Origin of the sequence: uncultured Duncaniella sp., from assembly GCF_910577345.1 — a bacterium.
Lineage (GTDB): Bacteria > Bacteroidota > Bacteroidia > Bacteroidales > Muribaculaceae > Duncaniella.
Window position 1 is genome coordinate 45,050 of the sequence record NZ_CAJTMT010000019.1, and the last position, 16,501, is coordinate 61,550.

Here is a 16,501-nt window from a genome sequence, read left to right on the forward strand (position 1 = left end):
CGGAAAATCGGGTGCGAACAGTGGCGGAAGGTCTGCAGACGTGTTTGATTCAACAATTTTAAGGTAAAAAAATGTAGACAGGCTGTTCCCGTGCGCGTACAGTTTATTAATAAACGTGAACAAATGTAACCACACCTTTCTTACCGACCAAATTTTCGGACGGTTTATATGTGTTTCAAATTTATCTTCAAAGGGGTGGAAATGTTATATTTGAGAGGTTTAATTGTTTCGGATAATCTATTCAATATATTGGTTACCAACGGAATAAAAATTAAACTCAAATGTTATAAAAGATTAATCGCACCAAGGTGTTGCATATTCGCTCCACATTGATTTACTTTGCGGATGGAAAAACCTACCTTAAATGTTAACACCATGCGAATTCTTCTGCTAATACTGACTCTTCTGACCATCAGCAGCATATCCTCAAAAGAATTGCCGCTGAAACATATCGACACCGTCAACCGGCTGTCGAACAACAAGATAAACGTCTTGCACCGCGACGCCGACGGCTTCCTTTGGATAGGAACATCCGCAGGACTGTTCCGCTACGACGGTCACAACTTCAAGAACTATGCCCCGCTGGATTCGGCCAAGCAAAATTCCTTTGCGTATTACATCGAGAGGATACAGGAGGATGCCCACGGCAGACTCTGGATTTACTCCGGACTGAAATATTCCGTCTATGACCCGGTGACCGACGAGATTACGACCCGTTCGGACTCGATACTGCATGAAATAGGCATTGAAGAGACTCCCAACCAGATATTTATCGACCAGAGCAAGGGGCTGTGGGTGCAGACTTTGGGCAAAGGTCTCTCACATCTTGAGCCAAAGGGCAATCAACTGCGGGCTGTAAGTGAAAAAGCCTTTGCCGACACTGAAATAACCGACCTCATATCGACGCCACGCGGCGTGATGACCATTGACAATCAGGGAACTATCAGATTCATAGACCCGGCAGACCGGAAAGTCATCCTGACCGACAGTTCAATCAGGGGGGAAATCAACGACGGAAGCACCTTCGTGTTCACGCTAATCTATGACCGCGACGGACTCTGCTGGATTTTCAGCAACGAGCGTCTGTGGCTCTACGACATCAACAACGCGAAATGGCTCAACCATCTTCTTCCTGAAGGTGGCCGTGGAGAAATCATCAAGATACTCACGCAGGACCGTTCGGGCAAACTTTGGATCGGACGAGACCATTACGGCCTGGAAGAAATCGTGAAGGGTAATGACAAAATAAGTTTCCAGAAGATTTCCACCAATTCCGGGCAGGACATTATCAACACTGTCACAGCCCTTTATGAAGACAACGAGGGGACACTTTGGGTAGGCACATACAAGAAGGGACTATATTACCACAACCCGAGTCTCAACAAATTTGCCCTGCGCAGTCTGCCGGATGTCAACTGCATAGTGCCTTCGCGAAGGGACGGGACAGTCTGGATCGGGACGGATGCAGCCGGAGTCATGAAGTGGAATCCCGCCACCGACGAGACAACCACACTGACATCCAACAACTTCGGAGCCGTCACAAGCCTCTTTGAAGCTGCCGACGGGACACTCTACATCGGATCTTTCTCGGGAGGATTGAAGCGCTACCGCAACGGAGTGCTTGAAACAATTGTCAGCCACTCACGGCTCGACGAGGGCTACACATGGAGCATAGCCGATGCAGGTGGCGGAAACCTCTGGATAGGCACACTCGGCTCCGGCCTGTTCCATTTCAATCCCACAACCCTTGCAACCCGACAATACACGGCCGGAAATTCCGACCTCAGATCAGACTACATACTGAAAACCGTGGCCGACGACAACCATGAGCTATACATAGCCACTTCACTTGGTGTCAACATCTTCAATCCTGCCGACGGATCTTTCATGCCCCTCTCGGAACTCGACGGTATCAGCATCAATGACCTCATAGTCGATTCGCGCGGGCTTCTCTGGATAGCATCCTCCAACGGACTTAAGGTCTACGATACTTATCGCAAGACACTGTCGGCCGTGGATATAGGCGGCCGGAACCTTCATCCCAACCTCATCCTCGGGCTGAAAGAGGACAAGCGCGGCGACATCTGGGTTGCGGAGGGCGGCAAGCTCATCTGCCTGAAAGTGAAATTCGATGACAAGACCGGAGCATTGTCATATACATCAAACCATTACGACACGTCAGACGGTCTGCAAAACAGCGATTTCAACCAGCGGTCGTTCGGCCTGCTCCCTGACGGCGAGATGCTTGTCGGGGGTCTATACGGTATCAACCGTTTTTATCCCGACCGGATTGTCCACAACCGCCATCTGCCAAAAGTCATGTTCTCCGACATTTATATCGGCCCACACAGACTCCGCGTCGGGGAGAAAATCAACGGACATGTCCCTCTCAAAGTATCCCCCAACCACGGTGCTACACTCGAACTTTGGCCTTCCGACCAGTCATTCATGGTCAGTTTCGCCTCCGACAACTATGTCCTGCCGGAGAAAAACACATATCAATACATGCTCGAAGGGCTTGACAATGAGTGGATTTCGGCACCTCGCGGGGTTAACTACGTCGCTTATACGAATCTTGCCCCCGGAAACTATAAATTGCTTGTAAGAGCCATCAACGGCGACGGTTACGAAAGCACAGCGGCTGCCGAACTCCCCATCATCATCCATCCGCCATTCTTGCTGTCACCTTTGGCCAAGGTCCTGTATGCAGTGCTAATCATTGCCGGTATTTATTTGATATACCGTCTGATACGCAGCCATGAGCGCCGACGTTTCAACGAGAAGCGCAAGGAGGATGCCATCAGGAAGCAGGAGGAAATCAACCAATTGAAATTCAAGTTCTACACCAATGTCAGCCACGAGCTGCGCACTCCTCTCACCCTCATCGTGTCGCCACTTGAAAGTATGCTGAAAGAGACAAAGGATGAAGGTCAGCGCCGACGGCTCACACTCATGCGCAACAATGCAATGCGACTGTTGACGCTTGTCAACCAGCTTCTTGACTTCAGGAAAAATGAAGTGGCAGGTCTGACACTTCACTTGGCCGAGGGGGAGATTGTCGGGTTTGTCCGCAATGTCTGCCATGCCTTCGCCGGAATGTCGGAACGCAAGAACATCAGACTTAATTTCACTTCCGACATGCAGGAACTCAACGTGATGTTCGATGAGGACAAACTCAACAAGGCCATCATGAACCTTCTTGCGAATGCCTTCAAGTTCACCCCCGAAGGTGGCGAGGTGACGGTGGGCATATCAACCTCGCAGTCGACAATCACAATAAGTGTCGCCGACAACGGAATCGGCATCAGCGACAACGACAAGACCCACATATTCGAACGCTTCTTCCAGACCGGCAACGTCCCGACCGACAACACCATGACAGGCAGTGGTATAGGTCTGAGCATGGTGAGCGAATATGTGAAACTTCACGATGGAAATATCCGTGTGACCGACAATCCCGGCGGTGGTAGCATCTTCATCATCGAACTTCCAATAGTAAAAGGAAAGAGCCGCCCCGAAGCTACCCCGGCAGTCAGCGAAACTGTTTCTGAAATAGAATCGCAAGGAAATGAGGTGGAAACTACTGAAGGTGAGAAAATTGCCGAGAAAACAGACATGCCGGAGGAAGCAGAGGGCAGCGAAATCGCTACCACATCCCTGAATCCCGATGACAATACTGACAAACCAACGGTACTCGTCGTCGACGACAGCCGTGACATGATTGATTTTCTCCGTGACGGCCTGGGCGCGGAATTCCACGTCATCACGGCCCCCGACGGTGCATCGGCCCTCAAACTGCTGTCGTCCATCCGCCCGGCCATCATCCTGACCGACCTGATGATGCCCGGAATGGACGGAATCGAGCTGTGCAGACGCATAAAGGCTGACCCGAATCTTGCGACCACACCGATTATAATCCTCACAGCCAAACATGACGTCGATGCAAAGGTGGAGGGTATGACCGTAGGGGCTGACGACTACATCACCAAACCCTTCAACATCGACCTTCTCATACTGAAAATGAAGAAGCTTGTCAGCCTCACGCGCAGCAGTGGCCGGGCGCTCATCAATCCGGAGCCTGACTCAATACAAATCACGCCGCTTGACGAGAAGATGGTCGAGAAGGCAGTGAAATATGTCGTCACGAATATCAAGCGTCCGGAACTCTCAGTCGAGGAACTCAGCAGCCATCTCGGCATGAGCCGTGTCCATCTCTACAAGAAGCTGAAAGCGACGACAGGCAAATCGCCCGTGGAGTTCATACGTCTGATTCGTCTGAAACGCGGTGCGCAGATGTTGCGCGAAAGCCAGCTCAACGTGTCGGAAATCGCCTATCAGATCGGCTACAACAACCCGAAATATTTCAGCAAATATTTCAAGGAAGAATTCGGCGTACTCCCCTCAGTTTACCAGAACAAAGAGGAGAAAGCAACAAATTATCCCGTATAAGTTAACATTTCATCCCCCGGACAAATCATTTACATCCCGCCGTGTCAACATTGTCCCCTCGCGGTCACACAGGTAATTTATAACTTTGCATAACAACGGAAAAGCATCCCTGCCCACCGTCAGGGCTTCCGACTCATCACAACGTTATACCTAATTTAACAACATCTATACCAAATCTCACCCTATGAAACTACGAGCATTATCGGCTTCGGTTCTTGCAGGCTTGATGACTTTGGCCTGTTCGCCCGGAAAATATGAGAAAACAGACCGCGGCGTGACTGTCAACGTCGAATCGACCGGTGAAAATTCAGTCAGGAAAGTACGTCTGCAGGTTCTCGGCGAAAAAATCATACGCGTGTCGGCAACCCCGGACAAAAAATTTGCCGAGGACAACAGCCTTGTCACCGTCCCTCAGAAAGAGAAAGTTGACTATACCGTCACCGAAACCGACTCGACCATCTCTGTCACGACCTCAGCCGTCACCGCCACAGTGGCGCTGAAGACAGGCGACGTGAAATTCTACGACAAAGACGGCAAACTGATTGTTGCCGAAGCTGACGGCGGCCGTTCATTCTCACCCATAGAGGTAGAAGGGACAAAAGGCTACACCGTCCGTCAGGTCTTCGAATCGCTCAACGACGAAGAGGGCATCTATGGACTCGGACAGCATCAGAGCGACGAGTTCAACTACAAGGGCCTGAACGAGGAACTTTTCCAATACAACACCAAGGTCTCCGTGCCGTTTGTCGTCTCGACCGACAACTACGGTATCCTCTGGGACAGCTACTCACTCTGCCGCTTCGGCAATCCTGAGCCATACAAACAGCTCGGACAGGTGTTCAAGCTCTACGACAAGGATGGCAAGGAGGGTGCGTTGACCGGAACATACGTTCCTGCCAAACCCGAGGAGGAGACAATCGTGCAGCGCGAGGACTCCATCTACTTCGAACACCTCATCCGCAAGGAACTGAAACATGTGGTGAATCTCCCGCAGGATTTCCACTATTACGGCTCACATGTGACCTACGAGGGTGAAATCGAGCCTGAGGAGAGCGGTGAGTTCAAATTCATCCTCTACTACTCCGGCTACATGTCGGTCTACATCGACGGCAAGGAAGTGGTTCCCGAGCGCTGGCGCACGGCATGGAATCCCAATTCCTACAAATTTTCCGTAGACCTTGAAAAAGGCAAGCGTGTGCCCATCAAAATCGAATGGCAGCCCAACGGCTCGGTTGCCTACTGCGGTCTGCGCGTCTATTCTCCGGTCGACGACAAGGAGCAGCTCGACATGAGCTGGTGGGGCGAGATGCAGGACCAGATTGACTACTATTTCATCTATGGCGATGACATGGACGACGTCATCAGCGGCTACCGCACACTCACCGGCAAGGCTCCTATCATGGCGAAGTGGGTCATGGGCTACTGGCAGAGCCGCGAGAAATACAACACTCAGGAAGAAGTGTTGTCGACCCTCGCTGAATTCCGCAAGCGCAACATTCCTATCGATAACATCGTCATCGACTGGCTCCACTGGAGGCAGGATGCCTGGGGCAGCCACGAATTTGACCTTGACCGCTTCCCTGACCCGAAAGGTATGGTGGACACCATCCACGACATGCACGGACGCGTGATGATTTCGGTATGGCCGAAATTCTATGTGACCACCGAACACTATAAGGAATTTGATAAGAACGGTTGGATGTATAAACTCCCCGTTCAGGACAGCATCCGCGACTGGGTAGGCCCCGGCTATCTCAGCTCCTTCTACGATGCTTACAGCGCGGACGCCCGCAAACTGTTCTGGAACCAGATGAAAGACCATTATGTGCCCCTCGGCTTCGACGCATGGTGGATGGACGCTTCCGAGCCCAACATCCGCGACTGCACCGACATCCAGTATCGCAAAGACCTCATCACACCGACCGCACTCGGTCCGTCGACAAAATATTTCAACGCCTACGGCCTCATGAACGCCGAAGCCATCTATGACGGTCAGCGAGAGACAAACGACGACCGCGTCTTCCTCCTCACCCGCTCAGGTTTTGCCGGACAGCAGCGCTATTCGACCGCCACATGGAGCGGCGACATCGCCACACGCTGGGAGGACATGAAGGCTCAGATTTCAGCCGGCCTCAACTTCGCCGCCTCCGGAATTCCCTGGTGGAGCATGGACATCGGTGGATTCTGCGTCGAGGACCGCTATGTGGCCGCAGCAAAGGAATATCAGAAAACAGGCAAGGAGAACGCCGACCTCAAGGAGTGGCGTGAGCTCAACACCCGTTGGTATCAGTTCGGAGCCTTCGCCCCGATGTTCCGCGCCCACGGCCAGTGGCCCTACCGCGAGATTTTCAACATCGCCCCCGACAACCACCCGGCCTACAAGTCGGTTGTCTACTACACCAACCTCCGCTACGACCTCATGCCCTACCTCTACTCTCTTGCAGGCATGACCCACTTCAATGACTATACCATCATGCGCCCGATGGTCATGGACTTCACCGCCGACAAGGCCACACGCAACATCGGCGACCAATACATGTTCGGTCCCGCCTTCCTCGTGGCTCCCGTCTACACCTACGGTACAAAATCGCGCGAAGTCTACTTCCCCGCCGGTTCCGACTGGTATGACTTCTATACCGGCAAAGAAATCAACGGCGGACAGACCCTCAACGTCGCCGCGCCCTACGAACGCATCCCCCTCTTCGTCCGCTCAGGCTCGATCATCCCCTTCGGCCCCGCCATCCAGTGGAGCGACGAAAAACCTGCCGACATCATCAATCTCTATGTCTATGCCGGTCAGGACGGAGAATTCCTTCTCTATGAGGATGAGAACGTCAACTATAACTACGAGCAGGGCAAGTATGCAGTGATTCCCTTCAAGTGGAACGACGAGAAGCAGACACTGACAATCGGCGAACGTGCCGGACAGTTCCCCGGAATGCTCCGCAACCGCCGCTTCAACATCATCAAGGTATCGAAGGATCATCCCGTCGGCTACGGACGTGACAACAAGGGCGTGGAAGTGGCCTACAACGGCTCTGCCAAGACCATCAAGCTCTGATTCTTTTCACCATTACACATAAGTTTGATTCAAAACCCGAATTTTCTGACTTTTAGGTCATGCTTTCTAAGGTAAATCTGATAATTATGGCTTGCCTCGTCTGGATAGGCGGGGCGGCCATTTTTTCCGCATCCGCAGCTGATTCCCGTGCCGTGAAGTTCAACGACGGCTGGCGTTTCATACTTGCCGATTCTCCCGATATGTCGGCGCCCGGTTTCGACGACTCGTCATGGCGTCAACTCTCCCTGCCCCACGACTGGGCCATCGAGGGCGATTTCAGCAAGGACAATCCCTCCGGGACAGGAGGCGGCGCGCTCCCAGGCGGTATCGGGTGGTATCGCAAGACCTTCACCCTCACTCCTGAGCAACGCGGAAAGAATATATTCATCGACTTCGACGGTGCCTATATGAATTCCACCGTCTACATCAACGGCCACGAACTCGGCACCCGCCCCTACGGCTATGCCTCGTTCAGCTACGACATCACTCCCTGGCTGAATCAGACAGGCGAGAATGTGATTGCCGTGCGTGTCGACAACGCCGAGCAGCCAAACTCGCGCTGGTATAGCGGCTGCGGCATATACCGCAACGTCTGGCTGCGCTCGCTCTCCGACATCCATATCCCTCTTTGGGGACAGCATGTCACCACTCCTCTTGTCACCGACACCGAGGCACGGATTGACATAGCCACTGAAATCATCAGCAAGGCTAAAAAAAGTGCATCGGTCAGCGTCTACTCGTCGCTCATGGACGCCAACGGTAAAATGATAGGCAAAACGGCCACTCAAGTAGTGAAACTCGACAAAAAGCATCCCGACATTGAAGTCGCAGGCACAATCAATGTGGAGAATCCACATCTCTGGAGCACCGAAGACCCCTATCTCTACACCGTAGCCACCTTTGTCTCCGATGCGAAGACGGGTGAGCTTCTTGACAGCTACATGACCACTACGGGACTGCGCTATTTCAACTTTGACCCGAAAACAGGCTTCTCGCTCAATGGAAAACCGATGAAAATCAACGGTGTCTGTATGCACCACGACCTCGGTGCCCTCGGTGCGGCAGTCAATACCCGTGGAATTGAGCGCCAGCTTGAAATTTTAAAAGAGATGGGTGCGAATGCCTACCGTGCATCACACAACCCTCCTGCACCCGAAGTGCTCGAACTCTGCGACCGCATGGGCATACTCGTCATGGACGAGACCTTCGACATGTGGCGCAAGAAAAAAACTTCCCACGACTATGCCCGCTACTTCCCGGAGTGGCATGAGCGCGATCTCAGCGACCTTGTGCGCCGCGACCGCAACCATCCGTCCGTAATTATGTGGAGCATCGGTAATGAAGTGCTCGAACAGTGGAGCGATGCCAAGGCCGATACCCTGTCGCTCGAACAGGCCAACCTCATCCTTAATTTCGGCCACAGCAAGGATATGCTTGCCGCGGAGACAGACAGCATGAGCGTAAACTCGCTCCTCACGAAGAAACTCGCCGACATGGTGCGCAGTCTCGACGGCTCGCGCCCGGTGACCGCAGGATGCAACGAGCCTAATCCCGGAAACCACCTCTTCCGCTCGGGTGCGCTCGATGTCATCGGCTACAATTACCATGACAACTGGTTCGATTCCGTCCCGAAATGGTTCCCCGACAAACCATTCATAATCTCCGAAAGCGTATCCGGACTCATGACACGTGGCTACTACCGTATGCCCTCAGACTCAATATTCATCTGGCCAAAGCGCTGGGACATAGCCTTTGAAGACCCCTCGTTCTCCTGCTCCTCATACGATAATTGCCATGTCCCCTGGGGTAATTCCCACGAGGGTACCCTCCGCCACGTCGACGAGAAGGATTTCATTGCCGGACAGTTCATCTGGACAGGTTTTGACTACCTCGGCGAACCTACACCCTTCGGCTGGCCGGCCCGAAGCTCATATTTCGGAATTGTCGACCTCGCCGGTATTCCGAAGGACATATATTATATGTATCAGTCGCAATGGAGGCCTGACAAAAATGTGCTCCACCTCTTCCCGCATTGGAACTGGGAGGATGGACAGGAAATCGATATGTGGGCCTACTACAACAATGCCGATGAAGTCGAGCTATTCATCAACGGCGAGTCGCAGGGTGTGCGCAAACCTGAAGCTGGGAAATATCACGCTTCATGGCGCGTCAACTTCACCCCCGGAACGGTCAAGGCTGTCAGCCGAAAGGACGGACGGATTGTGGCCACAGATGAAATCCGCACAGCCGGTGATCCTGCCCGTATACACCTCACCCCCGACCGCTCCTCTATCAAGGCCGACGGCTCAGACCTCAGCTATGTGCTTGTTGAAATCCTTGACAAAGATGGAAATCTCTGCCCTTGGGCGGAAGATGAGGTGACATTCGAAGTTACCGGTGCCGGACGCAACGAGGGTGTTGACAACGGTTCGCCCATTTCGCTCGAACGCTTCAAATCGGACAAGCGCAAGGCTTTCTACGGCAAAGCCATGCTCATTGTCCGCAACGATGGCACCCAAGGCCCCATCACCGTCCGCGCCACCTCCCCCAACCTCGCCCCATTCACAACGACTATTAATGCTTTTTGAGTTGGGAGTTGGGAGTTTTGAGTTGTGAGTTTTAAGTTGTGAGTTGTCAGTTGGAAGTTGGAAGTTGTGAGTTTTGAGTTGTGAGTTTTAAGTTGGTAGTTGCCGATTGGCAACTTTGACATACTCAACAAAGAGCTCCCCCTTTCAACCCCATAACTCCCCCTCCAACAGCGCAACTGCACGACAGCACCAACAGCACCAAGCCTGCAACTAAAAGCTAAAAGCTAAAAACTAAAAACTCACAACCCAAAACTACCAACTCACAACTCAAAACTCAAAACTCAAAACTCAAAACTCAAAACTCAAAACTCAAAACTACTTTACCCTTACTACTTAATACTTAAACCCCATGTCGTTCCGCCTACTCACCATCCCTCTTCTCCTCTCGGGAATGAGCCTTTTTGCGGCTAAAGATATTCCTGCCTACATGAATGAATCGCTCCAGATGGATCAGCGTGTCGAAGATGCCCTCTCACGCATGACCACTCAGGAAAAAATCAACATGATACACGCCCAAGGCAAGTTTTCATCGCCCGGTGTGCCGCGTCTCGGCATACCCGACCTCTGGATGAGCGACGGACCTCACGGCGTGCGCGCGGAAATCAACTGGAACGACTGGGGTTATGCCGGTCGCACCAACGATTCCATCACCGCCTTCCCCGCACTGACAGCCCTCGCAGCCACATGGAACCCGACACTTTCCTACGAATATGGCAATGCCCTCGGCGAAGAAGCCCTCTACAGGGAAAAGGACGTGATGCTCGGCCCCGGAGTGAACATCTACCGCACACCGCTCAACGGCCGCAACTTCGAATACATGGGCGAGGATCCCTATCTCGCCTCCATCCTCGTTGTGCCCTACATCAAAGGTATGCAGCAGAATGGCGTCGCTGCCAGTGTCAAGCACTTCGCCCTCAACAATCAGGAATTGTGGCGCGGGCACATCAATGTAGAGCTAAGCGACCGCGCGCTCCACGAAATCTATCTCCCCGCATTCAAGAGTGCTGTCGTTGACGGCGACAGTTGGACCATCATGGGTTCCTACAATAAAATCCGTGGCCAACATGCCTGCCACAACGAAATGCTCCTCAACAAAATCCTGAAAGGTGACTGGGGATATAAGGGGGTGGTGGTAACCGACTGGGGCGGCGCACACGACACCAAGGAAGCAGCCCTCTACGGACTCGACCTCGAAATGGGTTCCTACACCAACGGTCTGACCTCCGAATCGGAGTTCACCACCGATGACTACTATATGGCCCGTCCCTACCTCGAAATGCTTGAAAAAGGTGAGGTTCCGATGTCGACCCTCGACGACAAGGCACGCCGTATGCTCCGCCTCAACTTCCTCACAGCCATGAAGCGCGACAAGCCCCTCGGCTCAATCGCTTCGCCCGAACACTATGCCGTGGCAGAGGAGATAGGCAATGAGGCCATCGTGCTTCTCAAAAACGCACCGGTCAGCAAGGGAGCTTCTCCCCTCCTCCCCCTCTCGCCCGACGTGAAGTCAATCCTCGTGGTTGGCGACAATGCCACCCGCGATCTCATGAAGGGTGGCGGCTCATCGGAACTTAAGGTCAAGGACAATGTTACTCCCCTCAAAGGTCTGCAGGCAATCTACGGCGACAGGGTGAAATATGCGCATGGCTACCGTGCCGGTCGCCCGATGTATTCCCACGTCGAGGAGATTCCCGCTTCCGTTCAGGACTCGCTGCGCGCCGAGGCCGTAGGCATGGCCAAGGATGCCGATGTGGTCATCTTCATGGGAGGTCTCAACAAGAATCACCTGCAGGACTGCGAGGCAGGGGACCGCGAGAGCTATGCCCTCCCCTACGGCCAGTCTGAACTCATCGAGGCACTTCAGGCAGCCAACCCCAACCTCATCGTCATGCTCCTCAGCGGTAACGCCGTCGAGATGCCCTGGGCTTCGAAGGTTCCTGCCATCGCTCAGGCATGGTATCTCGGCTCGATGGCCGGAAAGTCAATCGGCAATGTGGTGAGCGGCAAGGTCAATCCCTCCGGCAAGCTTCCCTTCTCCTTCCCCGTGAAACTGGAGGACAACGGTGCCCACAGTTTCGGCGCAATCTCCTATCCCGGCGATTCAATCAACGAGGAGTATAAGGAGGACATTCTTGTCGGCTACCGCTGGCACGACACCAAGAAGATTCCCGCCCTCTACCCCTTCGGCCACGGTCTGAGCTACACGTCGTTCGACTATGGCAAGCCCGTCGCATCGGCCAAAACCATCGGACAGGGCGAGTCGCTGACCATCACCATCCCCGTCAGAAACACCGGTGACCGCGAGGGTAAGGAGACTGTGCAGCTTTACATTGGCGACGACAAGGCTTCAGTGCTACGTCCCGTCAAGGAGCTTAAGGGCTTCGAGAAAATCGACCTCGCTCCGGGTGAGGAGAAGACGGTCAATTTCACCGTCAGCCCCGATGCTCTCAAATTCTACGACCCCGAAAGCGCCTCATGGGTGGCCGAACCCGGCAAATTCCGCGCCTATATCGGCTCATCCTCAACCGACATCCGCGCCATTGTGCCTTTCGAGTTGAAGTAAGAGGTGGAAGGGCACAGAAGGACATAAGGTCAGAAATGACATAATCAATTACCTCTGTACCATCACTCTAAAATCAGGTACAAAAATTCAGAAATTACAAAAATTACAGATTTTATAGATTTTGACTGTCGGAATTTTTTTCAACCGGCAATCAACCGCCTATAAAGTTTGTAATTTTTGTAATTTCTGAATTTTTGTACCCCTTATTTAATTTAAAGGGCTATTCCTTTAATTTCAGACCAAGCTCATTCATTTTGCCGACAACAACGACGGCATCGTCATACGTTTCCTTGGATATACCCAAGGAAATGGCATCCGGCTCCGAGAGGTCGAGGATATATTTGCCGGTATTGTCATCAAATACGATGTGCGATGTCAGGATAGAGCCTTTATCGGATTGCTGTTGGTAGATATGTTCATTATCGCTGTTGTCAACCTCCTCCGGCGGAGTGGGTGTTGGCTCATCGGGTCCGGTCGTTCTATCCGAATGATCCTTACATGAAGCAAATGCCAATACACAGAAAATTCCTATAAATATTTTTTTCATAATTCCTTTTTTAAATTGTTTGTTTATAAGTGAACATCAACGGAAGATACTGTAGCAGTTCATCCCTTAAGTTAATAAACATAAGCATATAAAAACGCACTTCTCCCTCGCGCAAATTCCCTTTCAGATAGCTGTATTGATCAGATGGCAAAATCTTAGAAACCGGAAATCCGCTACTGATACTAATCCGAATCAATTCAGTCTTGACAGATTGGAACGGACTTATGACGTGTGCCGCGAAAGGAGCCCATTCCCTGACATAATATTTCTCTTTCATCCCGACAAAATAACCATAACGTACCATACCATTTTTGTAATACATATAAGCGCCATTCGACAGGTAAATTTTTTCAGAATCGGAAAGAGTCAGCAGATTTCCCTTGTATCGATAAAATATTATCCTTTCATCCGTTGCAAGGGTCTGGACGGGGCTTTCCGTGCCCTCATCGTCGACAGTCTTGAAATAGACCCATATCCGCGAAGAGGGGGATTCGTCAGCGACAAACATACCGGGAGACTCAGACTTCCGCCACTCGATATTTCCACCCGGACGCTTCACGCCCCAGAGATAGTCCAACGAACGGCCTGAACCCATCAAATCCTCCAGCGCTTCCGCATCAATGCACTCCGCCGTGAACCGGTAACCACCATCGACCGGCGCATACTTCAGGATAAAACGTGGCGGATCCACTATGCCACTACGGCTTCCACGGTCCATAGTATTGGCCCGATGATTCAGCGAATAGCAATATGAGGAGCCTGTCAGTAGACTAAATACGACACAAATCCTCAATAGCGTATTATAAATGCTTCCGGTAAACATATCTTTCAATTTTAATGATGTCATATATGAGTGGAATAAGTAAATGTCAGAGGTGAATATTGAATCAATTCGCCATAGTGATTGAGCATGAGAAGCAGATAGAACCGAGTCGTGCCTTCATTTGAGTTGTTTTTTATATGTTCATATTCATCACTTGGAAGAATATCGCATATTCTAAACCCCATATTATCCGAATCTATCTTACTGACAGGAGATAAGGGACTTATGACATGGCCTCCATATATCGCCCAATCGCGGGTCCGATATTTATCATCAATTCCGGGCGCATAATTAAAATATATCTTACCATTATCATAGTACATGTATACAACTTTGGAAATATATAATCCTCAAAACGAAACGGAGGATCGAAACAAAACGAAACGGTCCATGCCAAGCCTTGTTCGATAAAACGAAACGGCCTCTGATTCACGTTTTCAGTCCATTTAATAGAACGGTCTTCAAATTATTTTCGAAGGCCGTTCTATCATTATTGGTCCGATTAGTCCGATTTACTCTTCAGATCCATAGTCGCCAAACACATACTTTATCACCTTGCGGTTGGCTTTGTGGACTATGCGGTTGTCGCGGTCGAGGTAGATTTCCGTTACCTTGCTTCCATGTGAATGGCCGAGTGCTTGGCTTATCACATCTTTGCTGATGCCGCAACGGTTATAGGCTATGCTCGCCCATGTGTGCCGCGCCCAGTAGGATGTTATCGGGGGCATTCCCGGTATCTTGGCCGCAATATTCTGTAGGTTGGCATTAAGACGTGCGGTGTATTGGCGGTAATCGTTGATGCGGTCGAGGGGATAAAGCAACTGCCCTTTGCCACGCAACCGGCGGATGATCGCCAATGCCTCCGGCTCAACCTTTACCTCAAGCAACGCTCCTGTCTTGCTACGACGATAGCGGATGTAGCTGCCCTCCATTGCTTTTATGTGACAAAAATCAACGAGATTGATGCCCCGAAGCATAAAGATTAGCAGGAAGGCATCGCGGTATTTGGCTTGCCATTCGGGCAAGTCTATTGCCGCTAATTTGCGCAACTGTGTTATGGTTAGCGACCGCTTGCGAGTTGCCTCCGGACGGATCTTGAAGCGCCTGAAAGGGTTGCGTGTCACCAATTCATCGTCGAGGGCTACATAGTAGACCGTGCGCACATTGCGCAGATGCACATTGCGTGAGTTGCGGCTCGGCATAGTCTGAGCCATCCACGCCTCGAAGGCGTTTAGCCACTCAACGGTCACACCATCAATAGGGAATCGTTCGAAGTCGGCTTGAAACCGCTCCACTTTCCTTAACGTTTGCTGATAGAGTTCTTTTGTACGCCCTTTTTTGCTCTCCACCACACTACGGAACAGGGGAGCGAGCATAGGCAGTTGTTCGGATTTTCCGAACAGATTCTTTAAAATTGCCATATTGATTATTTTTAGATGTCTTTGCAATATAGCAAAACGCCCTTCGCATTGAGTGCGAAAGGCGTTCAATTTATCAGACATGCCGGAAATAAGTCCGGCCGAAGATCCTTACCGAGGCGTAGTAGAGCAACGCAATCGTAGTCAACCATGTTGCCTTGTATGGTGAGAACTGCAAGCCGGTGGCTATCTTCATACAATTGCGGAATAGACGGCGGTCAGCCGTTTTCCTTGCGACCTTGTCGCCTCCACGGTCATAATCATCATCGTGGATGCAACATGCTGGGTAGAACAACCTCGCGTATGGTGGCTTTACATATCTCAGCAGTCCTCGCTCACATCCGCAGCCCCGGCTCATGACTGAGTACTTACTGTGAGTTTTTCGGGATAGCCTGCCGTGTGGTCATAAGCCTCGATTGCCTCGCGGGTGTCAAGGGCCTCCACGGCGGCTTTGTGGGCTGAGGTGACGTCAAAGCAGTCGGCCGCATAAAGTTCAACCATGGCAAGCAATGCCGAGGCAAGCGTCACGGGCAGAGTGAAGGAATGAGTGCCAAGCCATAGAGTCGTGGTATTACGCCCTGCTGCCTCTTCCACGGGCAGACGAGAACGCAACTTGCTTCTCAGCTCGAAGTCGAGCCACACTGCCATGCCGTCGAGATTGAACGAGTTGACTGCGGGGCTGGAGTCGTATGCTTCAATTTCCCTCAGTTTCACCTCACGCATTAGGTTGACGATATGCGTCTCGACAAGCGCGCGATCAAGGGTCTGCATGATTTGCGCCGTGTACTGGTCGGTCATCACTATTCCCTTATCAACGTACTGGCCTTCAAGCAGAGTGGTAAGCCCATCAATCGTTGGTTGCACATCTGGCGGCAAAGTGGTTTGTTGTCCATTGCTGGCGATGATGGCATAGACTTTCATACCTCCATAACTATTTGATTGTTTTGCTGTTGTTTTCATTTTTTTAATAGAGTGTTAATAATGTTTTTTCAAATATTACCGGAGAGAATGGTGGACGATGCTACAAGGTCAGTTTGGCAGATCGAGCTGTT

General features: G+C 51.6%; 9 protein-coding genes. 4 read left to right on the forward strand and 5 right to left on the reverse strand.

The window, feature by feature from the left end; all coding sequences use genetic code 11:
- Nucleotides 1–375 precede the first annotated feature (375 nt).
- The 4 genes from QZ310_RS09275 (at nucleotide 376) to QZ310_RS09290 (ending at nucleotide 12,661) form a co-directional block, all read left to right on the forward strand.
- On the forward strand, nucleotides 376–4,449 hold the full coding sequence (locus QZ310_RS09275; RefSeq protein ID WP_297072226.1) for a hybrid sensor histidine kinase/response regulator transcription factor: 4,074 nt from the start codon (nucleotides 376–378) through the stop codon (nucleotides 4,447–4,449).
- 184 nt (nucleotides 4,450–4,633) lie between these two features.
- On the forward strand, nucleotides 4,634–7,510 hold the full coding sequence (locus QZ310_RS09280; RefSeq protein WP_297072227.1) for a TIM-barrel domain-containing protein: 2,877 nt from the start codon (nucleotides 4,634–4,636) through the stop codon (nucleotides 7,508–7,510).
- Nucleotides 7,511–7,569: 59 nt separating this feature from the next.
- A complete protein-coding gene (locus QZ310_RS09285; protein ID WP_297072228.1) occupies nucleotides 7,570–10,098 on the forward strand; it encodes a glycoside hydrolase family 2 TIM barrel-domain containing protein in 2,529 nt (842 codons plus the stop codon).
- Between the two features lie 349 nt (nucleotides 10,099–10,447).
- Nucleotides 10,448–12,661 carry a glycoside hydrolase family 3 C-terminal domain-containing protein gene (locus tag QZ310_RS09290; protein ID WP_297072229.1) on the forward strand — a complete coding sequence of 738 codons (2,214 nt, stop codon included), beginning with the start codon at nucleotides 10,448–10,450 and terminating at the stop codon, nucleotides 12,659–12,661.
- 220 nt (nucleotides 12,662–12,881) lie between these two features.
- On the opposite strand, the gene QZ310_RS09295 is transcribed toward QZ310_RS09290, so the two are convergent.
- The 5 genes from QZ310_RS09295 to QZ310_RS09315 form a co-directional block, all read right to left on the reverse strand.
- Complete coding sequence (locus tag QZ310_RS09295) at nucleotides 12,882–13,208, reverse strand: hypothetical protein (RefSeq protein WP_297072230.1); 327 nt, start codon at nucleotides 13,206–13,208, stop codon at nucleotides 12,882–12,884.
- A 10-nt stretch (nucleotides 13,209–13,218) separates the two neighbouring features.
- On the reverse strand, nucleotides 13,219–13,926 hold the full coding sequence (locus QZ310_RS09300; RefSeq protein WP_297072231.1) for a hypothetical protein: 708 nt from the start codon (nucleotides 13,924–13,926) through the stop codon (nucleotides 13,219–13,221).
- A 617-nt stretch (nucleotides 13,927–14,543) separates the two neighbouring features.
- Nucleotides 14,544–15,452 (reverse strand): site-specific integrase, encoded by a 909-nt coding sequence (locus QZ310_RS09305; RefSeq protein WP_297072232.1) that lies wholly within the window; start codon nucleotides 15,450–15,452, stop codon nucleotides 14,544–14,546.
- 73 nt (nucleotides 15,453–15,525) lie between these two features.
- Nucleotides 15,526–15,807 carry a hypothetical protein gene (locus QZ310_RS09310; protein ID WP_297072233.1) on the reverse strand — a complete coding sequence of 94 codons (282 nt, stop codon included), beginning with the start codon at nucleotides 15,805–15,807 and terminating at the stop codon, nucleotides 15,526–15,528.
- A complete protein-coding gene (locus tag QZ310_RS09315) occupies nucleotides 15,804–16,409 on the reverse strand; it encodes a DUF4376 domain-containing protein (protein ID WP_297072234.1) in 606 nt (201 codons plus the stop codon). The genes QZ310_RS09310 and QZ310_RS09315 overlap by 4 nt, the downstream gene beginning before the upstream one ends.
- Between the last annotated feature and the right edge of the window lie 92 nt (nucleotides 16,410–16,501).